The sequence below is a fragment of the Rhizobium sp. TRM96647 genome, from assembly GCF_025780115.1.
Classification (GTDB): Bacteria; Pseudomonadota; Alphaproteobacteria; order Rhizobiales; family Rhizobiaceae; genus Mycoplana.
Genome location: NZ_JAOXHF010000003.1, coordinates 318,296 through 338,735, shown reverse-complemented (window position 1 = coordinate 338,735; position 20,440 = coordinate 318,296). Strand labels below are relative to the sequence as shown.

The 20,440-nt window shown below is 66.0% G+C and carries 22 protein-coding genes; 15 read left to right on the top strand and 7 right to left on the bottom strand.

The window, feature by feature from the left end; all coding sequences use genetic code 11:
- The first annotated feature begins 18 nt into the window (after positions 1–18).
- From OCK02_RS07400 to OCK02_RS07365, 8 genes are all read left to right on the top strand, one after another.
- Complete coding sequence (locus OCK02_RS07400; RefSeq protein ID WP_263812463.1) at positions 19–1,545, top strand: sugar ABC transporter ATP-binding protein; 1,527 nt, start codon at positions 19–21, stop codon at positions 1,543–1,545.
- A gap of 61 nt (positions 1,546–1,606) precedes the next feature.
- Entirely contained in the window at positions 1,607–2,617 is a 1,011-nt protein-coding gene (locus tag OCK02_RS07395) for an ABC transporter permease (protein ID WP_263812462.1), read from the top strand.
- 67 nt (positions 2,618–2,684) lie between these two features.
- The gene (locus OCK02_RS07390; RefSeq protein ID WP_263812461.1) at positions 2,685–3,629 is read left to right on the top strand and encodes a substrate-binding domain-containing protein; all 945 of its coding nucleotides are present in this window, start codon (positions 2,685–2,687) and stop codon (positions 3,627–3,629) included.
- 211 nt (positions 3,630–3,840) lie between these two features.
- Complete coding sequence (locus OCK02_RS07385) at positions 3,841–4,893, top strand: sugar phosphate isomerase/epimerase family protein (RefSeq protein ID WP_263812460.1); 1,053 nt, start codon at positions 3,841–3,843, stop codon at positions 4,891–4,893.
- A 201-nt stretch (positions 4,894–5,094) separates the two neighbouring features.
- Positions 5,095–6,279, top strand: a complete 1,185-nt coding sequence (locus OCK02_RS07380) for a Gfo/Idh/MocA family protein (RefSeq protein WP_263812459.1) — start codon at positions 5,095–5,097, stop codon at positions 6,277–6,279.
- Between the two features lie 191 nt (positions 6,280–6,470).
- Positions 6,471–7,505 (top strand): iron ABC transporter substrate-binding protein, encoded by a 1,035-nt coding sequence (locus tag OCK02_RS07375; protein WP_263812458.1) that lies wholly within the window; start codon positions 6,471–6,473, stop codon positions 7,503–7,505.
- A 38-nt stretch (positions 7,506–7,543) separates the two neighbouring features.
- Positions 7,544–8,551 (top strand): FecCD family ABC transporter permease, encoded by a 1,008-nt coding sequence (locus OCK02_RS07370; protein WP_263812676.1) that lies wholly within the window; start codon positions 7,544–7,546, stop codon positions 8,549–8,551.
- Positions 8,548–9,339 carry an ABC transporter ATP-binding protein gene (locus OCK02_RS07365; protein ID WP_263812457.1) on the top strand — a complete coding sequence of 264 codons (792 nt, stop codon included), beginning with the start codon at positions 8,548–8,550 and terminating at the stop codon, positions 9,337–9,339. The genes OCK02_RS07370 and OCK02_RS07365 overlap by 4 nt, the downstream gene beginning before the upstream one ends.
- Positions 9,340–9,351: 12 nt before the next feature.
- Here the strand turns inward: OCK02_RS07365 and OCK02_RS07360 are convergent, their stop codons facing one another.
- Entirely contained in the window at positions 9,352–9,561 is a 210-nt protein-coding gene (locus tag OCK02_RS07360) for a TOBE domain-containing protein (RefSeq protein ID WP_230806830.1), read from the bottom strand.
- A 187-nt stretch (positions 9,562–9,748) separates the two neighbouring features.
- Here OCK02_RS07360 and OCK02_RS07355 point away from each other — a divergent pair, with 187 nt between their 5' ends.
- Positions 9,749–10,147: a GFA family protein gene (locus OCK02_RS07355; protein WP_263812456.1), complete on the top strand. Its 399-nt coding sequence runs from the start codon at positions 9,749–9,751 to the stop codon at positions 10,145–10,147.
- A gap of 36 nt (positions 10,148–10,183) precedes the next feature.
- Here OCK02_RS07355 and OCK02_RS07350 read toward each other — a convergent pair whose 3' ends face one another.
- From OCK02_RS07350 to OCK02_RS07340, 3 genes are all read right to left on the bottom strand, one after another.
- Positions 10,184–11,128 (bottom strand): rhodanese-related sulfurtransferase, encoded by a 945-nt coding sequence (locus OCK02_RS07350; RefSeq protein WP_263812455.1) that lies wholly within the window; start codon positions 11,126–11,128, stop codon positions 10,184–10,186.
- Between the two features lie 65 nt (positions 11,129–11,193).
- Entirely contained in the window at positions 11,194–12,096 is a 903-nt protein-coding gene (locus OCK02_RS07345; protein ID WP_263812454.1) for a CHAD domain-containing protein, read from the bottom strand.
- The gene (locus tag OCK02_RS07340; protein WP_263812453.1) at positions 12,071–12,568 is read right to left on the bottom strand and encodes a CYTH domain-containing protein; all 498 of its coding nucleotides are present in this window, start codon (positions 12,566–12,568) and stop codon (positions 12,071–12,073) included. The genes OCK02_RS07345 and OCK02_RS07340 overlap by 26 nt, the downstream gene beginning before the upstream one ends.
- Before the next feature lie 227 nt (positions 12,569–12,795).
- On the opposite strand from OCK02_RS07340, the gene OCK02_RS07335 reads away from it, so the two are divergent.
- The 4 genes from OCK02_RS07335 (at position 12,796) to OCK02_RS07320 (ending at position 15,325) form a co-directional block, all read left to right on the top strand.
- The gene (locus OCK02_RS07335) at positions 12,796–13,434 is read left to right on the top strand and encodes a 2-dehydro-3-deoxy-phosphogluconate aldolase (RefSeq protein ID WP_230806835.1); all 639 of its coding nucleotides are present in this window, start codon (positions 12,796–12,798) and stop codon (positions 13,432–13,434) included.
- Positions 13,435–13,580: 146 nt separating this feature from the next.
- Positions 13,581–14,321: a tellurite resistance TerB family protein gene (locus OCK02_RS07330; protein ID WP_230806836.1), complete on the top strand. Its 741-nt coding sequence runs from the start codon at positions 13,581–13,583 to the stop codon at positions 14,319–14,321.
- Between the two features lie 99 nt (positions 14,322–14,420).
- Positions 14,421–15,113, top strand: a complete 693-nt coding sequence (locus tag OCK02_RS07325) for a GNAT family N-acetyltransferase (protein WP_263812452.1) — start codon at positions 14,421–14,423, stop codon at positions 15,111–15,113.
- Complete coding sequence (locus OCK02_RS07320; RefSeq protein ID WP_263812450.1) at positions 15,110–15,325, top strand: intracellular growth attenuator family protein; 216 nt, start codon at positions 15,110–15,112, stop codon at positions 15,323–15,325. The genes OCK02_RS07325 and OCK02_RS07320 overlap by 4 nt, the downstream gene beginning before the upstream one ends.
- A gap of 13 nt (positions 15,326–15,338) precedes the next feature.
- On the opposite strand, the gene OCK02_RS07315 is transcribed toward OCK02_RS07320, so the two are convergent.
- The 3 genes from OCK02_RS07315 to OCK02_RS07305 all read right to left on the bottom strand — a co-directional run bounded on the left by OCK02_RS07315 (position 15,339) and on the right by OCK02_RS07305 (position 18,069).
- Complete coding sequence (locus tag OCK02_RS07315) at positions 15,339–16,424, bottom strand: nickel/cobalt transporter (RefSeq protein ID WP_263812449.1); 1,086 nt, start codon at positions 16,422–16,424, stop codon at positions 15,339–15,341.
- Complete coding sequence (locus OCK02_RS07310; protein WP_263812448.1) at positions 16,418–17,059, bottom strand: DUF1007 family protein; 642 nt, start codon at positions 17,057–17,059, stop codon at positions 16,418–16,420. Before OCK02_RS07310 ends, OCK02_RS07315 begins: the two co-directional genes overlap by 7 nt.
- 107 nt (positions 17,060–17,166) lie before the next feature.
- Positions 17,167–18,069: a LysR family transcriptional regulator gene (locus tag OCK02_RS07305; protein ID WP_230806841.1), complete on the bottom strand. Its 903-nt coding sequence runs from the start codon at positions 18,067–18,069 to the stop codon at positions 17,167–17,169.
- A gap of 529 nt (positions 18,070–18,598) precedes the next feature.
- Between OCK02_RS07305 and odc2 the strand changes: the two genes are divergently transcribed.
- Both odc2 and OCK02_RS07295 read left to right on the top strand, forming a co-directional pair.
- Entirely contained in the window at positions 18,599–19,732 is a 1,134-nt protein-coding gene (gene odc2, locus OCK02_RS07300) for an ornithine/lysine decarboxylase (RefSeq protein ID WP_263812447.1), read from the top strand.
- Positions 19,733–19,827: 95 nt separating this feature from the next.
- On the top strand, positions 19,828–20,418 hold the full coding sequence (locus OCK02_RS07295) for a GNAT family N-acetyltransferase (protein WP_263812446.1): 591 nt from the start codon (positions 19,828–19,830) through the stop codon (positions 20,416–20,418).
- Positions 20,419–20,440 lie beyond the last annotated feature (22 nt).

The window sequence follows — 20,440 nt, the reverse complement described above, 5'->3', positions numbered from 1 at the left end:
GAGCCACAGGGAGGGAATATGGCCAACGATGGGACGATCGCATCCGTGCCGGTGCTTGCGGCCGAGCGGATATCGAAGACGTTCGGCGAGGTGCAGGTTCTCTTCAGCGTCGACATGGACATCCTTCCGGGCGAGGTCCATGCGCTGGTCGGCGAGAACGGCGCGGGCAAGTCCACCTTCATCAAGATCCTTTCGGGTTTCCAGCCGCCTTCGTCGGGCCGCATCCTGCTCGACGGCGAGCCGGTGACGCTGCCGGCCAACAGCGCCGCCGAGGCGCTCGGCATCATCCTCATCCACCAGGAATTCAATCTTGCCGAGCACCTGACGGTGACCGAGAGCCTGTTCCTCGGCCGTGAGGTCGCCCGCTTCGGCGTGCTCGACCGCAAGGCCATGCGGGCGGAGACGCGCCGGGTGCTCGACATGCTCGGATCGCGGATCGACGAGAATGCGCTGATCAGCTCGCTCGCCGTCGCCGACAAGCAGATGGTCGAAATCGCCAAGGCGATCAGCCGCGACGCGCGGGTGATCTTCATGGACGAGCCGACGGCGGTTTTGTCGCGCGAGGAGGCGGGCGTCCTGTTCGACCAGGTCCGCAAGCTCAAAGCCAAGGGCACGAGCTTCGTCTTCGTCTCGCACAAGCTCGACGAGGTGATGGAGATCAGCGACCGCGTCACGGTGCTGCGAGACGGCCAGTGGATCAAGACGGCGCCGACCTCGATGCTCGACGGCGAGGCGATCGCCCAGCTGATGGTCGGCCGCGAGCTCTCCAGCCTCTATCCCACCAAGCACGAGCCGGACGTCGACGAGACGATCGTCCTGTCCGTCCGCGGCCTGACCACGGGCTATGTGCAGGATGCGAGCTTCGAATTGCGCAAGGGCGAGGTGCTGGGCTTCTCCGGGCTGATCGGCTCGGGCCGCTCGGAACTGATGGAGGCGATCGCCGGCCTGCGCCCGCGCCTTGCCGGGGAGGTGCTCCTGCACGGCGAGCCGCTCGTTGCCGGCGACTTCCGCGAGGCGAACCGCCGCGGCCTCGCCTACATGACCAAGGACCGCAAGGGCATGGGGCTGTTGCTCGACGAGGGGATGACGACCAACCTGACCCTGCAGTCGCTCGGCCAGCACGTCACCCACGGCTATCTCGATCCGGGAAGCGAGGCGAAGGCGATGGCGCGCGCCAGGCGGCGCTTCGACATCCGCGTCCGCGACGACCGGGTGCGCGTCGGGCGCATGTCGGGCGGAAACCAGCAGAAGCTCCTGCTCGCCAAGGTCATGGAGACCGAGCCGCAGGTCATCATCATCGACGAGCCGACGCGCGGCATCGACGTCGGCACCAAGCAGCAGATCTATCATTTCATCGCGGCCCTTGCCCGCGAGGGACGTTCGATCATCGTCGTCTCCTCGGAGATGCCCGAGGTGATCGGGCTCTGCACGCGGGTGGCGGTGATGCGCGAGGGGCATCTGGTCGGCATGCTCGAGGGAGAGGAAATCTCCGAGCAGATGATCATGCGCTATGCGGCCGGCCTGCGGCGGAAGGCCGTGGGCTGAGCGCACAAAGAAGACGACGGGATTTTCGGCGCCTGGCGCCATCGGGAGGTTGAACTTGGACATGAGCACCAACAGCGACATCGAGGAGCGCGTGCCGCGGCGGCGCACCTGGCGGGACATCGATCTCAGGGCGGTCGCGCCCTTCGCCGCTCTCATCCTGCTGCTCATCATCGGCGCGCTGGTCAACCCGAACTTCATCGGGCTCACCAACCTCGCCAATGTCGCAACCCGCAGCGCCTTCATTGCCATCATCGCCGTCGGTGCGACCTTCGTGATCTCGTCGGGCGACCTCGACCTTTCGGTCGGCTCGATGGTCGCCTTCGTCGCCAGCTTGATGATCCTGTTCATGAATTCCGGCGCGATCGCCGATCCCTCGCTGATGCTCGTCGCCGCCATGGTGCTGGCCGTCGTCATCGGCGGCGCCTGCGGGCTGCTGAACGGGCTGATCACCACGCTCGGGCGGATCGAGCCGTTCATCGCCACGCTCGGCACCATGGGCATCTATCGCGGGCTGACCACCTGGCTGTCGCAGGGGGGCGCGATCACGCTGCAGTCGTCCGAACTGCAGTCGCTCTACCGGCCGGCCTATTTCGGCAACGTGCTCGGCGTGCCGGTGCCGATCGTCGTCATCCTCGTCGTCACCGCGATCGCCGCCTTCGTGCTCTACCGCACGCGCTACGGCCGCCACGTGGTCGCCGTCGGCTCCAGCCGCGAGGTGGCGCGCTATTCCGGCATTCATGTGGATCGCGTGCGCACCATCGCCTTCGTCATCCAGGGCCTGTGCGTCGCCGTCGCCGTGCTGCTCTACGTGCCGCGGCTCGGCTCGACCTCGGCCACCACCGGTATCCTGTGGGAGCTGCAGGCGATCACGGCCGTCGTCGTCGGCGGTACGGCTCTGAAGGGCGGGGCGGGGCGCGTCTGGGGCACGATCTGCGGCGCCTTCATCCTGGAGCTAGTCGGCAACATCATGCTGCTCTCCAATTTCATCAGCGAATATCTGATCGGCGCCATCCAGGGCTCGATCATCATCATTGCGATGCTCGTCCAGCGCTCGCTGACGCGCAAATCGTGAACCGGCCGGGCTTGGGGTCGCCCGGTCGCCGCTTCATGGACCCCTTTTTACCTCGGGAGGAAAAAGCATGCAGAAGAGACTGATGGGCCTTGCGGTGGCCGCGACGATGGCGTTCGGCTCGGCCTACGCCCAGGACACCAAGACGATCGGCGTCTCGATCCCGGCTGCCGACCACGGCTGGACCGCCGGCGTCGTCTACCACGCCAACCGCGTGGCCGAACTGCTCATGAAGGAGCATCCGGGCCTCAACGTCATCGTCAAGACCTCGCCGGATCCTGCGACCCAGGCCAACGCCCTGCAGGATCTCGAGATCCAGGGCATCGATGCGCTCGTCATCCTGCCGACCGATCCGGATCCGCTGGTCAACGCGATCAAGGAAGTGAAGGGCAAGGGCACGTTCGTGTCGATCGTCGACCGCGCGCCGTCCACCAACGACAATTCGGTGCGCGATCTCTATGTCGCCGGCAATAACTCGGCGCTCGGCGAAGTGGCCGGCAAGTACATTGCCGCCAACACGCCGGATGCCGAGGTCGTGGTCATCCGTGGCCTGCCGATCCCGATCGACCAGGAGCGCCAGGACGGCTTCGACAAGGGCATCGCCGGCTCCAACGTCAAGGTGCTTGACCGACAGTTCGGCAACTGGAATCGCGACGACGCCTTCAAGGTCATGCAGGACTACCTGACCAAGCATTCCAAGATCGACGTGGTCTGGTGCCAGGACGACGACATGGCCGTCGGCGTGCTGCAGGCGATCGAGCAGGCCGGCCGCACCGACATCAAGTATGTCATCGGCGGTGCCGGCTCCAAGGACATGATCAAGAAGGTGATCGACGGCGACAAGATGTTCCCGGTCAACGTCCTCTATCCGCCGTCAATGGTTGCCACTGCCATGGAACTGACGGCGGCTGCCCTCTACGACCAGGTTCCGGTGCACGGCACCTACACGCTGGACGCCACCCTGATCACGCCCGAGAACGCGGAAGGCTACTACTTCCCCGATTCTCCGTTCTGATCCGCTGATACGACGCCCGGGCTGCTCAGGTCCGGGCGTCGTCGACTTGTCTGTTCATCGCCGGGCGACTGTCATTGCCGGATGCGGCAATCGACGCTAGTTTCGTTCGCGGCAACGTTGCAGGTGGCGCCGTTCGCGCCGAAAAGTGCCTGTGTCATACCATATGTGAGAGACGCGACCGCAGAACGGGACGCGACGGGAGGAGCACTGGATGAAGACGATCAAGGGGCCGGGTCTGTTCCTGGCGCAGTTTGCCGGCGATACGGCGCCCTTCAACTCCTGGGATTCGATCACCAAGTGGGCCGCCGACATCGGCTACAAGGGCGTGCAGGTGCCAACCTGGGACAGCCGGCTGATCGACCTCAGGAAGGCTGCGGAATCGAAGGCCTATTGCGACGAGTTCGCGGGCAAGGCGCGCGACAACGGCGTCGAGATCACCGAGCTCTCCACCCATCTGCAGGGCCAGCTCGTCGCCGTGCACCCGGCTTATGACGAGGCCTTCGACGGCTTTGCGGCACCGGAGGTGCGCGGCAATCCGAAGGCGCGGCAGGCATGGGCGGTGGAGCAGGTGAAGCTGGCGCTGACGGCCTCGAAGAATTTCGGGCTGGATGCGATGGCGAGCTTCTCTGGCGCGCTCGCCTGGCCCTTCGTCTATCCCTGGCCGCAGCGCCCGGCCGGCCTCGTCGAGACGGCCTTCGACGAACTGGCGCGGCGCTGGAAGCCGATCCTCGACCATGCCGAGGATTGCGGGGTCGACGTCTGCTACGAGATCCATCCCGGCGAGGACCTGCACGACGGCATCACCTACGAGATGTTCCTGGAGCGCACCGGCAACCATGCCCGCGCCTGCATGCTCTACGATCCGTCGCACTACGTGCTGCAGTGCCTCGACTATCTCGACAATATCGACATCTACAAGGACCGGATCCGGATGTTCCACGTCAAGGACGCGGAGTTCAATCCGACCGGCCGGCAGGGCGTCTATGGCGGCTACCAGAGCTGGGTGAACCGGGCCGGGCGCTTCCGCTCGCTCGGCGACGGCCAGGTCGATTTCGGCGCCGTGTTCTCCAAGATGGCGGCCAATGATTTCGCCGGCTGGGCCGTGGTCGAGTGGGAATGCGCGCTGAAGCATCCCGAGGACGGCGCCCGCGAGGGGGCCGATTTCGTCAAGCACCACATCATCCGCGTCACCGAGAAGGCCTTCGACGACTTCGCCGGCGCCGGCACCGACGAGGCGGCCAACCGGCGCATGCTGGGGATCTAGTCTCGGCAAGCAATGTAGGACCCGTCACCCTTGCCCCTCACCCTAGCCCTCTCCCCGCAGGCGGGGAGAGGGACGTGGCCTGCTCAGACGTTGCGTTCGTAGCGAGCGTTGCGATTGTGGTCCTTCTCCCCGCCTGCGGGGAGAAGGTGCCGGCAGGCGGATGAGGGGCGAAATCAGGCATAGATTTTTCAGGAGAAACACATGGCCATCGAAGGAAGCACGACGGAAGCGCGACAGCCGCGGATCAGGCTCGGCATGGTGGGCGGGGGTGCCGGCGCCTTCATCGGGGCGGTGCACCGCATTGCCGCCCGCCTCGACGATCATTTCGAACTCGTCGCCGGCGCGCTGTCCTCGACGCCGGAAAAATCCGTCGCCTCGGGGCGGGAGCTCGGGCTCGATCCCTCGCGCTGCTACGGCTCGTTCAAGGAGATGGCGATCCGCGAGGCGAAGCTGAAGAACGGCATCGAGGCGGTGGCGATCGTCACGCCGAACCACGTCCACTACGAGGCGGCGAAGGAGTTTCTCAAGCGCGGCATCCACGTCATCTGTGACAAGCCGCTGACCTCGACCCTGGGGGATGCGAAGAAGCTGAAGAAGCTCGCCGGCGAGAGCGAGGCGCTGTTCGTGCTCACCCATAACTACACCGGTTATCCGATGGTGCGCCAGGCGCGCCAGATGGTGATGAACGGCGATCTCGGCACGATCCGGCTGGTGCAGATGGAGTATCCGCAGGACTGGCTGACCGAGGCGGTCGAGCAGAGCGGGTCGAAGCAGGCCGAATGGCGCACCGATCCGGCCCGCTCCGGCGCCGGCGGCTCGACCGGCGACATCGGCACTCATGCCTACAATCTCGGCTGCTTCGTCTCCGGCCTCGAACTGGAGGAGCTTTCCGCCGATCTCGACAGCTTCGTTCCCGGGCGCAAGCTCGACGACAACGCGCATGTGATGATGCGTTTCAAGGAGAAGGACGGCGCACGCGCCAAGGGCATGCTCTGGTGCAGCCAGGTGGCGCCGGGCCACGAGAACGGGCTGAAAGTGCGCGTCTACGGCACCAAGGGCGGCATCGAGTGGGTGCAGGCCGACCCCAACTATCTCTGGTACACGCCGTTCGGCGAGCCTAAGCGCCTGCTCACCCGAGGCGGTGCCGGTTCCGATGCCGCCGCCGCGCGGGTCTCCCGCATCCCTTCGGGCCACCCGGAGGGTTACCTCGAAGGTTTCGCCAACATCTATACCGAGGCCGCGCGGGCGATCTTCGCCCGGCGCAAGGGCGAAGAGGTCGATCCGGCCGTGATCTACCCGACCGTCGACGACGGTTTGAAGGGCATGCTCTTCGTCGATGCCTGCGTGCAGTCGTCGAAGAAGAACGGCGCCTGGGTCAAGGTCTGACCGCCGTCGCGTGTCCGGAACGTGCCGGGCGGGGAGCTCTTCCTCCCCGGCGTACTTCTCTTCACAAATCGCCCCTGCTGCTCGCCCGGTCGAACACCGGGCGGGTCGCTCGTCTTTTCCGGCGGACCGAATGGAACTATCGTGATATACGGGAAAATATAACGATTCAGCTCCCATGTTGGGGACCTGGCATGTTCATCAGGGCACTGGTCTTTGCTGCCACCCTTCTTCTCGCAGGAAACCCGACGGCGCAGGCGGCATCGTTCGTCGACGCTGCCGGGCGGGTGGTCGAGGTTCCGGACAGGATCGACAAGGTGTTCGTGGCCGGGCCGCCGGCATCGGTCCTCGTCTATGTGCTCGCTCCGGACAAGCTTGCGGGATGGGTGCGCGAGCCCGGCGAGAAGACCAGGACATATCTTCTCCCCGAAGCCCGCGCGCTTCCCACCACCGGGTGGCTGACGGGCAGGGGCGGCACGGCCAATATCGAGGCCGTCCTCGCTTCCAGACCGGATGTGATCATCGACGTCGGAACGGTCAACGACACCTATATCTCGCTGGCCGACCGCGTGCAGGAACAGACGGGGATTCCTTACGTCCTGATCGGCGGGCGGTTCCGCGACACGCCCGGGACGCTCCGCCAGGCGGGAGCCCTTCTGGGTGTGGGTGCGCGCGCCGAAGAACTTGCCCGCTATGCCGAAGAGCGTCTGGCCGGCGTTCAGTCGCTGTTGCGGGACATTCCCGAGAGCGAGCGCCCCAGGGTCTATTACGGGCGTGGCCCGAAGGGGCTGGAAACCGGGCTCGCGGGCTCGATCAACATGGAAGTCCTCGAGGCCGCGGGTGCCGCAAACGTCGCCGCCGCTGCGGGCGAGGGCGGCCTGTCGGAGGTGTCGCTCGAGCAGGTCCTTGCCTGGAAGCCCGACGTGATCCTTGCGAGCGACGCCCGCTTCACCGAAACGGTTGGCTCCGACCCGCTCTGGTCGACCATCCCGGCCGTGCGCTCCGGCCGGGTGTACAAGGCCCCCGACGTCCCGTTCGGGTGGTTCGATTCCCCGCCGGGGATCAACCGGCTGATCGGCCTTACATGGCTTAAATCCGTCCTCTATCCGGATGCCGGCAAGGTTGCTCTGCGTGCGGAGGTGCGGGACTTCTTCAAGCTTTTCTATCACGTCGAACTGACCGAGGCCGATCTCGACGGCTTCCTCGCGGACACCGGGAGCGGAAATTGATCCGTACGGGCGAGACCGGCGCGGATCGGCCGGCGAGGATGCGAGCGGCCACCGCGTACGGTCTGGCGGCGGCGCTCCTGACCATCGTCGTTCTCGTCGCCCTGTCGGTCGGCAAGTTCCCGGTGAGCCCGGGAACGACATTCGCGATCCTCTGGAACGGGATTGCAGGAACGGCGAAGGACCTGGACCCGACGCTTGGCAACGTGATCTGGAATGTCCGCCTGCCGCGGGTGATGGCGGGGCTGTGCGTCGGCGCGGTGCTGGCGGCCGCGGGGGCGAGCTATCAGGGCGTCTTCCGCAATCCGCTGGTGTCACCGGACATTCTCGGCGTCTCGGCCGGCGCCAGCCTCGGGGCGGTCCTCGGAATATTCCTGTCGCTGCCGGTGCTGGCGATCCAGGGGCTCGGTTTCATGGGCGGGCTCTTTGCGCTGGGGGTGGTCTACGCGGTCGGGCTGGCGGTTCGTGGGCGCGATCCGGTCCTGACGCTCGTGCTCGCGGGGATGGCCATCGCGGCGCTGCTGGCGGCGGGGATTTCGTTGCTGAAGATCCTGGCGGACCCTTATGACCAGTTGCCCGCGATCACCCACTGGCTGCTCGGTAGCCTCGCCAGCGTCACGAACGGGGACCTGCTGCTGGTCGTCCCCAGCCTCGTCCTCGGCGTTGCCGTCCTTCATCTCTTGCGCTGGCGGATCAACCTCCTGTCGCTCGGCGACGACGAGGCGCGCGCGCTCGGCGTGGAGACGCGCCTGCTCCGGCCGGCGCTGATCGTCGCCGCCACCCTGATCACGTCGGCCTCCGTCTCGATCAGCGGCGTGATCGGCTGGATCGGCCTCGTCATCCCGCACATGGCGCGCATGCTGGTGGGGCCGGACTTCCGGGTCCTGTTGCCCGCCTCCCTCTTTCTCGGCGCGGCCTTCCTCGTCGTCATCGATACGGTCGCGCGCACGGTCTCCACGGTGGAAGTGCCGCTCGGCATTCTCACCGCGGTGATCGGCGCGCCTTTCTTCCTCGCACTGCTGGCGACCGGCCGCGCGGGCTGGTCGTGATGATCCGGCTGGACGACCTGGCTTTCGGCCATAGCCGGGTTGCGATCGGCTCGAAGATGAGCCTGTCGGTCCATGCCGGCGAGGTGCTGGCGGTCCTCGGGCCCAACGGCGTCGGCAAGACGACGCTGTTCAGGACGATCCTCGGTCTTCAACGGCCGCTTGCCGGCCGCGTCCTCGTCGACGGGACGGACCTGGCGCAATGTTCGCGCAGCGAGATCGCGTCGAAGATCGCCTATGTGCCGCAGGCCCACGGCACGCTGTTTCCGTTCCGGGCGCTGGACATCGTGGTCATGGGGCGGGCATCGAGGCTCACCGCCTTCCAACAGCCGGGACGCAGGGATCGCGACCTGGCGTTCGAAGCGATGGCGCGGCTGGGCATCCAGTCGCTGGCGCACCGGCCCTATACCGAGATCAGCGGCGGCGAGCGGCAACTGGTCCTGATCGCCCGGGCCCTGGCGCAGGAGGCCAGCTTTCTCGTTCTCGACGAGCCGACCGCAAGCCTGGACTACGGACACCAGTTCCAGGTTCTCGAGCAGATTCGGCTTTTGGCCGCAGGCGGAAAGGGAATTCTGCTGTCCACGCATAATCCGGATCACGCCTTCTTCGTCGCCGACCGGGCCGCGCTGATGGCGGGCGGTTCCATCGTGGACGTGGGCGAACCGCAGCAGGTGCTGACGCCCGCGGCGCTTCGCTCCGTCTTCGGGGTCGACGTCGTCGTCGGCAAGATAGAGGGAAGCGTGCATCTCACATGCGCGCCCGCCCGCATCAGCGGCGCTCCGCAGGACTGAGACGAAAGATCGTCAGTCGTCCACAGCGACCATGACGTCGGAGGCCTTCACGACAGCGTAGGCCTCCTTGCCCGCCGAAAGCCCCAGTTCGGTGACCGCCTCGTTGGTGATCGAGGCGGTGATGACGGATCCGCCGATGTCGATCCGCACATGCGCAGTCGTCGCTCCCAGCGTCACATCCACCACCTTGCCCTTCAGCCGATTGCGCGCACTGATCTTCATCGCCGGTAACTCCTTGTTGTTGCTCCGTGAAGGGGAATGCCTAGCACACTTGCCGGCATGTCGAAATGCCGGGCCCGAAACGAGGCGTGGGCAGGTTTGACTTGTCTTCCGTGGAGCTTGCTGCGACGTTGCAAGACGAACGTCGCCGCCAGAAAGTTCATTTCTGCAACAGGGAGGAGGGCAGGTGATGAAGGGTGGATGCCTTTGCGGTTCGGTCCGATACGAGACCGTGGCCGCGCCGCTATATTCCGGGTTCTGTCATTGTCGCGACTGCCAGAAGGCGACCGGCACGGGGCACAGCTGCTACATGATCTTCGGTCGCTCGGATTTTTCCTGGAGCGGCGACGTGCGGTCCTATGCGGTGACGGCCGAAAGCGGCCAACCGTCCCTTCGGCACTTCTGCCCGACCTGCGGCACCATCGTGCTTGGGTCCGGGCCGGACGGCGACGATCGCTGGACGATCTATGCCGGCACGCTGGACGATCCGTCGGAATTCGTCCCGCAGGACGCGATCATGACCCGCAGCCGCCAGCCATGGGATCACATGGCGGGCAACCTTCCCGAATTCGAAGGCATGCCTGAATAAGGTCCTGTCCGGAGGGTCGAGGGTGCGGCCTTTGGCCTACTTGCCGAGGTGCCGTTCGCCGCGCTTTCGGGCCAGATCCATCTGCAACTGGCGCTGGCGGAAACGGGCGCGGTCCTCGTCGCTACGGCTATCGAAGCAATGCGGGCAGGAGACGCCGGGCTCGAAAGTGTCGGCCTTGATCTCCTCGGCGGTCAGGGGATGGCGGCAGGCGCGGCAGAGCGTGTGTTCGCCCTCCTGAAGGCCATGGGTGACGGAGACGCGCTCGTCGAAGACGAAGCAGGCGCCCTCCCACAGGCTCTCGTCCGCCGGCACTTCCTCCAGGTATTTCAGGATGCCGCCCTTGAGGTGGTAGACCTCGTCGAAACCCTGCTCCTTCATGAAGGCGGTCGCCTTCTCGCAGCGGATGCCGCCGGTGCAGTACATGGCGATCTTCGGCTTGTTATGCAGGCCCGTATGGTTGCGCACCCAGTCCGGAAATTCGCGGAACGATTTGGTCTGCGGATCGACCGCGCCCCGGAAGATGCCGATCGCGGTCTCGTAGTCGTTGCGGGTGTCGATGACGATCGTGTCGGGATCGGAGATCAGCGCGTTCCAGTCCCCGGGCTCGACATAGGTGCCGACCACCCGGTTGGGGTCGATGTCCTCGACGCCCATGGTGACGATCTCCTTCTTCAGCCGCACCTTCATGCGCAGGAACGGCATTTCCGCGGCGTGGCTTTCCTTGTGCTCCAGCGTGGCGAACTCGGGCTGGGTGCGCAGGAAGGCGAGGACGGTGCGGATGCCCCCGGACGGGCCGGCGATCGTGCCGTTGATGCCCTCGTGGGCGAGCAGCAGGGTGCCGCGCACGCCGTTTTCCTCGCACAGGGCCTGCAGCGGCGCGCGCAATGCGGCAAAGTGCGGCACGGAAACGAAGTGATAGAGGGCCGCGACGAGGAAGGAGGCTTCCGTCCGCGGCGTCGTGTCGGTGTCAATCTCGGTCATGGCCGCTGGAATACAGCTTTGCGCGTTGTGGCGCAATCGGGCGCTCTCGGCAACGGCCGGCGGCGTCAGGCCGCATGCCGCCACAGGAGCTCGATGCGGCCGGCATCCTCGCGGGTATCCTCGGGGAAGAGCAGTTCGGCCAGCGGCAGCGCCTCGGCGCGCAGGCGGTCGCCCTCGGCGATCATCACGGCGAGCAGGTGCGTCAGGTCCTTCGGCGTGCCGATCTCGCCCGGATGGGCGTCGGCGAAGCTCGTCAGCAGGGCGATGTCCTGGTTTTCTCCGAGCAGCGTGACGAGCGCCCGCGCTTGTTTGCGGGTGCCGTTCAAGGCCGCCGGCCAGGCCTCGGCCAGGAAGCGGCAGTGCACCCAGCGGTCCTGCGTGCGCTTGCGCAGCGTATGGAAGCAATCGGGCTCGCCGGTCTTCCTGGCCAGCCGGAGCGCTTTGGCGGCCTTGCGGCCGGTCGACCGCCAGCCGTGGCCGAGGATTTCGGCGGCGCGCTTGTGGCCCCCGTCGATGCGCAGGCGTTCCGCAGCCGCAAGGGCCTCCTTGCAGGTGGACACGGCCTCGTCCATCCGTTCCTTCGTCACGGCGGTATCGACCATCGCGTCGCGGCGGGCCACCAGCTTCCCGTGGATGCGCTCCAGCGCCATGCGTTCCTCAGCGGTCGAGGCGGCCTCGCCCAGACGGTGGGCCGTCTCCACCAGCGAGGTGGCGTCGCGGCTCGCCGCGAGGCTGCGGCCGAGCGTGCCGATCCGCTCGTTCTCCCGCTTCTGGAAGCCCTTGTCGGCAGACGCCACCAGCCGGTAGAGGCTGCGGATGCGCTTGAACTGCTTGCGGGCGGTGTGGATGGCCTCGTGCGGTCCCTCGGGTTGGTTCTCCAGTGCATCGAGCGCCCGCGAGAGGTATCGGGACGCAACGCGACGGACTTCGCTTTGAAGAGATTTATCCGCTTTGAGACTGAGGCTCATGAGAGGACCGGAGCGCTCCTTCGGACAGGGCCATTGCCTGGTTGGAATAGCGATAGTCGCCGGTCACCTCCCGCCCAATCCAATCGGGGATTTCCGGCCTGTCGGTCTCGTTGCGCAGTTCCACCTCCGCCACGACGAGGCCGCTGTAGCGTCCGCCGTAGACATCGACTTCCCAGGTGAAGCCCTTGTACGCGACTTCGTGGCGCACCTTCTCGATCACCGTGCCGATCGCCTGGCCCAGCATCTCCTCGGCGACGGCCGGGTCGATCTCGAACTCGTATTCGTCGCGGGAAAGGGCTGCCTGACCGATCTTGAGCGTCAGGCAGGCGCGCCCGTCGCCATAGGTGCGGACGCGCAGCGACCGGACGTCCATCGTGGCGAGATAGCCCTGCTTGATGGGGACGCCGGCGTCGGCCGAGAGACGCCACCGCTTGCCGGAAACCAGAAACTTTCTCTCGATTTCTTTGGCCATGCCACTCGCTTTCGCATTGTGGTAGTCGGTTGAACAAACTGTACACGATGAGCCTGTCATGGCAAGGCGCGAAAGAACCCGACGCCTGCCAGCCCCTGTTGCGATGCCTGCAACGATGTCCGCCGCGATCCGGTTCCGCGCCGCTTTGTAGCGGGCCTTTTTTCTCGACATGCGCGGCCCGAAAAGGTATCTCACGGCCAGATTCAATCGTTTCAGGGAATGCGCCGATGGCCGAGAAAACCGAAAAGCTCCTGTCCGTGTTGAAGCTGCAGCCGGTCGTCCCTGTCCTGATCGTCGATGACGCGGCGACGGCGGTGCCGCTGGCGCGTGCATTGGTCGCAGGCGGTCTCAAGGCGATCGAGATCACGCTTCGCACGCCGGCCGCGCTGGAAGCGATCCGCCGCGTCGCAGGCGAGGTCGAAGGTGCCGTCGCCGGCGCCGGAACGATCCTGAACGCGGCGCAGTTCGACGAGGCGGTCGAGGCGGGCTCGCAGTTCATCGTCAGCCCCGGCACCACCCAGGAGCTGCTGGATGCCGCCTCGCAATCGCCGGTCCCGCTCCTGCCGGGGGCGGCCACCGCCAGCGAGGTCATGGCGCTGCGCGAAGAGGGCTACGAGGTGCTGAAATTCTTCCCCGCCGAGCAGGCCGGCGGTGCCTCCTACCTCAAGGCGCTGTCCTCGCCGCTTGCCGGCACGCTGTTCTGCCCGACAGGCGGGATCTCGCTGGCAAACGCGAAGGACTACCTGTCGCTGCCGAACGTCATCTGCGTCGGCGGCTCGTGGGTCGCGCCGAAGGATCTGGTTGCGAAGGGCGACTGGGCCGGCATCACCAGGCTCGCCGCCGAGGCGGCGCAGCTGAAGGGCTGAGCGCGGGGCGCCGACAGCCTGCCTGCGCCTGCTGTCGTCGCGCGGCTCCTGCGTGCGACGATCACGATTCTTGAAAACCACGGTTTGTAATCCGGCCTCGCATCCCTATCTCTCACTCCGGCTCATACTGGAAGGGAGAGAACCCGATGTTCGATGCGAAAAAGTTGCTGGATCAGTTCCTCGGATCGCAGATCCCGGGCGCGGGCGGCACCGTGCGTGAGCGCGCAGGGCAGGTGACGCAGGCGGCCAAGGACAATCCACTCGCAGCAGGCGCCATCGCCGGCGTTCTCCTCGGCACGAGCGGCGGCCGCCAGGTCGCAGGAACCGCCCTGAAGCTCGGCGGACTGGCCGCGATCGCCGGCCTCGGCTACCAGGCCTACAAGAACTACAAGGCCGGCCAGGCCCCCGCAGCGCCGGCGCCGGATGTCGAGCGGCAGCCCGAGCTGCTGCCGCCGCCGTCGGATTCCGGTTTTGCCACGCAGGCCGTCAGCGACGATTTCGCGCTGACGCTGATCCGCGCGATGATCGCGGCGTCCCGCGCTGACGGCCACATCGACGCTGCAGAGCGCGCCCATATCATGGACAGGCTCAAGGTCTCCGGCCTCAGCGGCGATGCCGCCGCCTTCCTGGAGAAGGAACTCGCCGATCCGACCGATCTCGACGGCATCGTCGCGGCCGCCAGGACCGAGGAGCAGCGCGTCGAGCTCTATACGGCCTCGCGGCTGACGATCGAGCCCGACAGCCGGGCCGAGCGCGGCTATCTCGACCTGCTCGCCGGCCGCCTCGGACTGCCGGACGCGCTCGTCGATCACATCGAGGCCACCGTGTCCTCGGCGAAGGTTCCGGCCGGTCCCGCCTCCAGTCCGACCTCCAATCCCTGGGCCTGATCGTCGCATCAGCACTTTGCATTTGTTTCCCGGCCGTTGCTGCCCTATGCCTCCTTGAGAGCGCGACGCAGCGACGAACCGGGAAGCGGGGGAGAAGGAATGCACGATCTGAAGCACTGGACGGCCCGGCCGACGCCGGCCCCCGTGACGCTGGAAGGACGCTACGTCCGCATCGAACCCTATGATCGCGCAACGCATCTCGAAGCCCTGTGGGACAGCTTCGGCGGACTGACGATCAATCCGCTGCTGAAATATTTCACCCAGGACGATTTTTCCGGCATCGCGGATTTCGACGCGTGGCTCGCCTCTGTCGGCAAGGGCGGCTGGGTGACGGAGGTCTTCCGCGACAAGGCGAGCGGCAAGGTCGTGGGCATGGCGAACTACATGCGGCCGGATCCGGCCAACGGCGTGGTGGAGATCGGCGGCATCGCCCATGGTCCGGCGATGGCGCGTTCGCCGCTGTCGACGGAAGGCCAGTACCTGCTCGCCCGGCATGCCTTCGAGGATCTCGGCTATCGCCGCTACGAATGGAAGTGTCACAACCTCAACGAAGCGAGCAAGCGTACGGCGCAGCGGCTCGGCTTCAGCTTCGAGGGCGTCTTCCGCCAGCACATGCTGTCCAAGGGGCAGAACCGCGACACCGCATGGTTCTCCATCATCGACAGCGAATGGCCGGTCACCGCGAAGGCCTTCGAGGCATGGCTGTCGCCCGACAATTTCGATGCGCAGGGAAACCAGAAGCGGCGGCTGGAAGATATCCGCGCGGACCTGAAGCAGGCGGGTGCGCCGTGAACGGGGACGAGAAGGGAAATCGATCCTCGGCGATCGCCGCCGCCGTCATCCTGCTCGTCACCGGGCTTGCCTTCTATTTCCTGCCGGGCGTCATGATCTCGCTCGGCAGTGTCTCGCCCTGGCTTTCGGCGGCATTGGGCACCGCGCTCGTGCTCGCCTTCTTCCTGCTGTTCTGGCTGAGGGCCCGCCATCAGAGGCGCCGGGGCAAGTAGGGCCGGTTCCGGCTCAACCCTGTAGCGAGGCCCCGAGCAGCACCAGGCCCAGCACCATCACCAGGAGCGCACCGAGAATCTCGATGGCGTTGCCGACGCGGAGGGCGGCGCTGTCGCCGCCCGCAAGCCGCATGGCGACGCCCTTGGCGGTGACCGCCAGCGTGGCGAGAGCCGAAACGGTGATGGCAGTGCCGATCGACATGGCGATGACGGAGAGCAGGCCGCCGACATAGAGCCCGTTCAAAAGCGCAAACGAGAGCACGATCAGCGCGCCCGAGCATGGACGCAGCCCGACGGCGACGATCGCCGACCAGGCTTCGCTGAGCGCGAAACGGTCGCCTTTCAGAAGCTCGGGATCCGGCGCATGGGCATGGCCGCAGGTGGCGCAGACCTCGCCCGCCGCATGCGGATGGCCGTCATGATGGCCATGTTGATGATGGGCATGGCTGTGCGCGGGCGCGCCGTGGGTGTCATGGGCATGCAGGTGGTGGCCGTGGCCGGCGGTGTCGGCAAGCGCCATGGCGTAGGCTTCGACCGGTGCCGTGCGGCGGGACCGGCTCCGCCAGAGCTTGCGATAGAGCAGCCAGGCGCCGAAGGCTGCGATCAGTGCGTAGCTCGTCGTCTCCAGCGCCCGGGTGGCGTCCGTCATCGAGATGGCGGTTCCGCGCAGGACGAGATAGCCAGCACCGACGAGCAGGATGGCGACGATCCCCTGCAGCATCGACGAGATGAACGACAGCGCCACGCCCCGCTTCAGCTCGATCTCGTTCGCCAGCATGTAGGAGGAGATGACCGCCTTGCCGTGGCCGGGGCCGGCGGCGTGAAAGACGCCGTAGGCAAAGGACAGCCCGACGAGGGTGGAGGCGGCCCACGGGTTCTCGCGCATGTTCTTCAGCGCACCGGTAAGCGCGTGATAGAAGGCCTGCTGATGGGCGTTGATCCAGGCGAAAAGGCTGCCGAACATGCCGCCGGACGTGCCGAAGCCCGGTTCGGCGCTGCCGATGCCGAGCGGCGACTGCGCCAGCGCTACCCCGGTGCCCGCCAGCAGGGCGAGAAGGGCAAGGGCTGCGGCGCGCTTTCCATGTCGAGGTCTCAGCATGTCACTTCCAGTCTCGTCGCAAACAGCCGCGACATGTCGGTGCCGGTCGGGTCGTTCCAGAAGGCATCGGTCAGCGTGCCTTCGTTCTGTGCGAGCACCTCGTCCGGGTCCGGCCGCACCACCTGGTGCTTGCAGGCGGAGAACCTGTCGCCGACCACCACCATATTGTCGTCGGTCGGGAAATCCATCGAGGCGTACATCGTCGGATCGTAGACGCCGAAGGTCAGCTTGCCCTTCAGCGGCATGGCCTGGCCGGGCTTGAGCGTAAAGAACATCAGGAGCTGGCCGTCCTGGAAATCGACGTTGATCGCGTCCGGCTTGCCGACCTTCACGGTCTTCCCGTCTTCGGTGATCGTCGTGTAGTAGCTGAACTCCTCCAGCGACTCGAGGACGGTCTGGCCCACTTCGGCCAGTTCGTCCGGGTCGAGCTTGAGATTTGAGTTCTTGTCGAAGTCGAGCACGACGCTCGAGGAGAACATTTCGTCGAACCGCCAGACGTTGCGCAGTTCCGACACGGTGCCGTCCTCGCCGGCGACGACCTCGAGCCGCGCCTCGGCGAAGATGTGCGGATGCGCCAGGGCGGCTGCCGGCAACAGCCAGACGGCACCTGCGATCAGGAGGGGAGCGTGCTTCATGCGCGAGGGTAACCTCTCGTCCGGCTTTGAGGATTCGCTACCGAATGTACCGCAATTGGGCCGGAATTGGGACTTCGGCCGAGCGCGAATTGTCGCGCCCGGCGCATTCAGGCGCCGTCACCGTTTTTCCTGAACCAGTTGTGCAGGAAATCCACGAAGGTGCGCACCTTCGCCGGCAGATAGCGGCGATGCGGATAGATCGCATAGATGCCGCGGTCGGCGGGCAGGTAGTCTTCGAGGATGGAGACGACCGCGCCCGATTCGATGCGGCTGCGCGCGATGAATTCGGGCACCTGCGCGATGCCGAGGCCGCTCTGGGCGGCGCGCACGGCGGATGTCGGGCTGTTGACCTCGATGTGTCCGCTGACGGGCACGCTGAAGCCCGTGCCCTTTGCGTCGATGAAGCGCCAGTTGCTGTGCGACTTGCCGTTCGTGTCGATCACGCAGGGCAGGCGGGAGAGGTCGGAGGGGTGGGTGATCGGGCCGGTCTTCTCCAGAAAGTCCGGTGCGGCGCAGATCTTCAGGTAGAAGTCGCCGAGCTTGCGCGCGATCAGGGTGGAATCCTCCAGCCGCGTGATGCGGATCGCGACATCGAAGCCTTCCTCGACCAGATCGACGAAGCGGTCGTCGGAGACGATCTCGAGCGACAGTTCGGGATGCTCGCGGCCGAAATCGATGAGAGACTGGCCGATCTCGGCGTCCACGAAGGTGCGCGGGGCGGAGATCTTCAGCTTGCCTTTCAGGTCGGTGTTCTTCTCGCGGACGAGATCGGCGAGGTTGTCGATCTCCTTCAGGATCTCCGAGGCTGTGCGGTAGTAGGTGTGGCCCGCTTCCGTCATGGAGAACTGCCGGGTGGTGCGGTTCAAAAGCAGCGCGCCGAGTTCGTCTTCCAGTTCGCGCACATATTTGGACAGGAGCGCCTTGGACTTTCCGACCTTGCGGGACGCTGCGGAAAACCCTTCTGCATCCACGACGTCTATGTAGGCGCGAATGCGGGTCAGCGTATCCATGCAATTGTCCTTGCTGCGATGCCGTATCGGATGCGGGAACCGGAATGTCGTGGGCGGGGCGATTTTTTTCAATAGCGGGGCCAAAAAACTCTTGATTGCGACAGGGAATCTTCTTATCTCCGCCCTTGCCCAAAGTCGCACGTGCCTGTGGGTGTCCGCCGACCCTCGATTTGGTGAGGATCTCGGTAAGGTACCTGGAACTAACCGCTCCAGTCGCTATTCCGGCCAACCGGGAAATGCGAGGACATCTTGAAGCAACGACGGTGCGGGCCTTTCTGGTGTCTGCCGGCTTTCCATCAGCCGGGGTTACTGAAGAGGCACACCTTCATTGCCGGAAGTGCGGTTGGGACCATTCCCTCCAATCCATGGCAGACAAAGCCGAATCCGAGCCTAGGCGGGCTCAGGTTCACCGTTCGCGCATACCGCGCATGCTTGGTTCCGGGGTCTCCACCGGCTGGTTCCATCGCATGAACGCGTATGCCCTTTGTCCTCCGGTTTTTCCGGAGCGCTGGATCATGGGAATACTGAAATGGCGACTGCACGCATTATCGACTTCCTGAACACCCGACGTCCTGACGGTCCGTGCCTCGTGGTCGACCTCGATGTCGTGCGCGACAACTTCAAGGCGTTCCGCCACGCGCTGCCCGACAGTGCGATCTACTATGCCGTCAAGGCCAACCCGGCGCCGGAAGTGCTGCGCCTTCTGGCCAGCATGGGCTCCAACTTCGATTGCGCGTCCGTCGCCGAAATCGAGATGGCGCTCGATGCGGGCGCGACGGCGAACCGCATCTCGTTCGGCAACACGATCAAGAAGGAGCGTGACATCGCCCGTGCGCACGCGCTCGGGATCAGCCTCTTTGCCGTCGATTGCCATGAGGAAGTGGAGAAGATCTCCCGCGCCGCTCCCGGCGCACGGGTGTTCTGCCGCGTCCTGACGGACGGCGAGGGCGCCGAGTGGCCGCTGTCGCGCAAGTTCGGCTGCGTGCCGCAGATGGCGGTCGACGTGCTCGTCTACGCCCACCAGCTCGGCCTCGTCTCCTACGGCGTCTCGTTCCATGTCGGCTCGCAGATGACGAAGGTCGACGCCTGGGATTCAGCGCTCGCCGACGCCAAGCGCGTCTTCGTCCAGCTTGCCAAGCAGGGCATCGAACTGAAGATGGTCAACATGGGCGGCGGCTTCCCGACGAAGTACCTGCGCGACGTGCCGGCGGCCGAAGAATACGGCCAGGCGATCTTCGGTGCGCTGAAGAAGCACTTCGGCAATCACATCCCGGAGACGATCATCGAGCCGGGCCGCGGCATGGTCGGCAATGCCGGCGTGATCAAGGCGGAAGTGGTGCTGGTGTCGAAGAAGTCGGACAACGACGCGCATCGCTGGGTGTTCCTCGACATCGGCAAATTCGGCGGTCTCGCCGAGACGATGGACGAGGCGATCCGCTACCCGATCCGCACCACGCGCGACGGCGACGCGATGGAGCCTTGCGTGATCGCCGGCCCGACCTGCGATTCCGCCGACGTGCTCTACGAGAAGAACATGTACCCGCTGCCGATCACCCTTTCGATCGGCGACGAGGTGCTGATCGAGGGCACCGGCGCCTATACGACGACCTACTCGGCCGTCGCCTTCAACGGCTTCGAGCCGCTCAAGGCCTACGTGATCTGAACCGGTCGAGGCAGCTCCCGCGGCAAGCGGGAGCGCCAATCACAATGATTTCCGATGTCCGCTGGTGGCGGCAATTTGAAGTTCGGGAGGCCGGGATGGCCACTGTTCTTGGTTCTGTCCGCGCGTTTTTCGCGCCATCCGCATTCGCGATCGACCGGGAGAATGCCGGCGACGTTCTGGCGCGCGAGCGCCTGCTCGACCGCGCCATGGGCGAGGGGCGCTTCCGCAAGTCATCGGAGAAGCTGCGCCGCGGCCGGGTGCCGGCCGAAGGCCTGGCGCTCGTCGCCCGCGATGGTGACGGCCACGTGATCGGTACGGTGCGGCTGTGGAACGTCGAGGCCGGCGTGGATGTGTCCGGCAATCCGGTGCCGGCGCTGCTGCTCGGCCCGCTCGCCGTCGACCCGGCCTACGAAGGCACGGGTATCGGGTCGGCGCTGATGCGCGCGGCAATCACCGAGGCCGCCCAGCGCGGGCACGGCGCCGTTCTGCTCGTCGGCGATGCGCCCTATTACGAGCGCTTCGGCTTCTTTGCCGGAAAGGCCGCCCACCTCGTCATGCCCGGTCCGTTCGAGCGCCACCGTTTCCTGGCGCTGGAGCTGAAGGAAGGCTGGCTGGAGGGCGCCGCCGGCATGCTCGTCGCCTCCGGGAGCCGGCTCGGGCGGGGCGAGCTTCCGAAGGCGGCCTGAGGGCCGCCAGGCAGTGTCCAGG

Excerpts from the sequence above, each read along its gene's own strand:
- OCK02_RS07400 (WP_263812463.1), top strand. The coding sequence starts at position 19 with ATGGCCAACGATGGGACGATCGCATCCGTGCCGGTGCTTGCGGCCGAG.
- OCK02_RS07395 (WP_263812462.1), top strand. The coding sequence starts at position 1,607 with ATGAGCACCAACAGCGACATCGAGGAGCGCGTGCCGCGGCGGCGCACC.
- OCK02_RS07390 (WP_263812461.1), top strand. The coding sequence starts at position 2,685 with ATGCAGAAGAGACTGATGGGCCTTGCGGTGGCCGCGACGATGGCGTTC.
- OCK02_RS07385 (WP_263812460.1), top strand. The coding sequence starts at position 3,841 with ATGAAGACGATCAAGGGGCCGGGTCTGTTCCTGGCGCAGTTTGCCGGC.
- OCK02_RS07380 (WP_263812459.1), top strand. The coding sequence starts at position 5,095 with ATGGCCATCGAAGGAAGCACGACGGAAGCGCGACAGCCGCGGATCAGG.
- OCK02_RS07375 (WP_263812458.1), top strand. The coding sequence starts at position 6,471 with ATGTTCATCAGGGCACTGGTCTTTGCTGCCACCCTTCTTCTCGCAGGA.
- OCK02_RS07370 (WP_263812676.1), top strand. The coding sequence starts at position 7,544 with ATGCGAGCGGCCACCGCGTACGGTCTGGCGGCGGCGCTCCTGACCATC.
- OCK02_RS07360 (WP_230806830.1), bottom strand. The coding sequence starts at position 9,561 with ATGAAGATCAGTGCGCGCAATCGGCTGAAGGGCAAGGTGGTGGATGTG.
- OCK02_RS07355 (WP_263812456.1), top strand. The coding sequence starts at position 9,749 with ATGAAGGGTGGATGCCTTTGCGGTTCGGTCCGATACGAGACCGTGGCC.
- OCK02_RS07350 (WP_263812455.1), bottom strand. The coding sequence starts at position 11,128 with ATGACCGAGATTGACACCGACACGACGCCGCGGACGGAAGCCTCCTTC.
- OCK02_RS07345 (WP_263812454.1), bottom strand. The coding sequence starts at position 12,096 with ATGAGCCTCAGTCTCAAAGCGGATAAATCTCTTCAAAGCGAAGTCCGT.
- OCK02_RS07340 (WP_263812453.1), bottom strand. The coding sequence starts at position 12,568 with ATGGCCAAAGAAATCGAGAGAAAGTTTCTGGTTTCCGGCAAGCGGTGG.
- OCK02_RS07335 (WP_230806835.1), top strand. The coding sequence starts at position 12,796 with ATGGCCGAGAAAACCGAAAAGCTCCTGTCCGTGTTGAAGCTGCAGCCG.
- OCK02_RS07330 (WP_230806836.1), top strand. The coding sequence starts at position 13,581 with ATGTTCGATGCGAAAAAGTTGCTGGATCAGTTCCTCGGATCGCAGATC.
- OCK02_RS07325 (WP_263812452.1), top strand. The coding sequence starts at position 14,421 with ATGCACGATCTGAAGCACTGGACGGCCCGGCCGACGCCGGCCCCCGTG.
- OCK02_RS07315 (WP_263812449.1), bottom strand. The coding sequence starts at position 16,424 with ATGCTGAGACCTCGACATGGAAAGCGCGCCGCAGCCCTTGCCCTTCTC.
- OCK02_RS07310 (WP_263812448.1), bottom strand. The coding sequence starts at position 17,059 with ATGAAGCACGCTCCCCTCCTGATCGCAGGTGCCGTCTGGCTGTTGCCG.
- OCK02_RS07305 (WP_230806841.1), bottom strand. The coding sequence starts at position 18,069 with ATGGATACGCTGACCCGCATTCGCGCCTACATAGACGTCGTGGATGCA.
- odc2 (WP_263812447.1), top strand. The coding sequence starts at position 18,599 with ATGGCGACTGCACGCATTATCGACTTCCTGAACACCCGACGTCCTGAC.
- OCK02_RS07295 (WP_263812446.1), top strand. The coding sequence starts at position 19,828 with ATGGCCACTGTTCTTGGTTCTGTCCGCGCGTTTTTCGCGCCATCCGCA.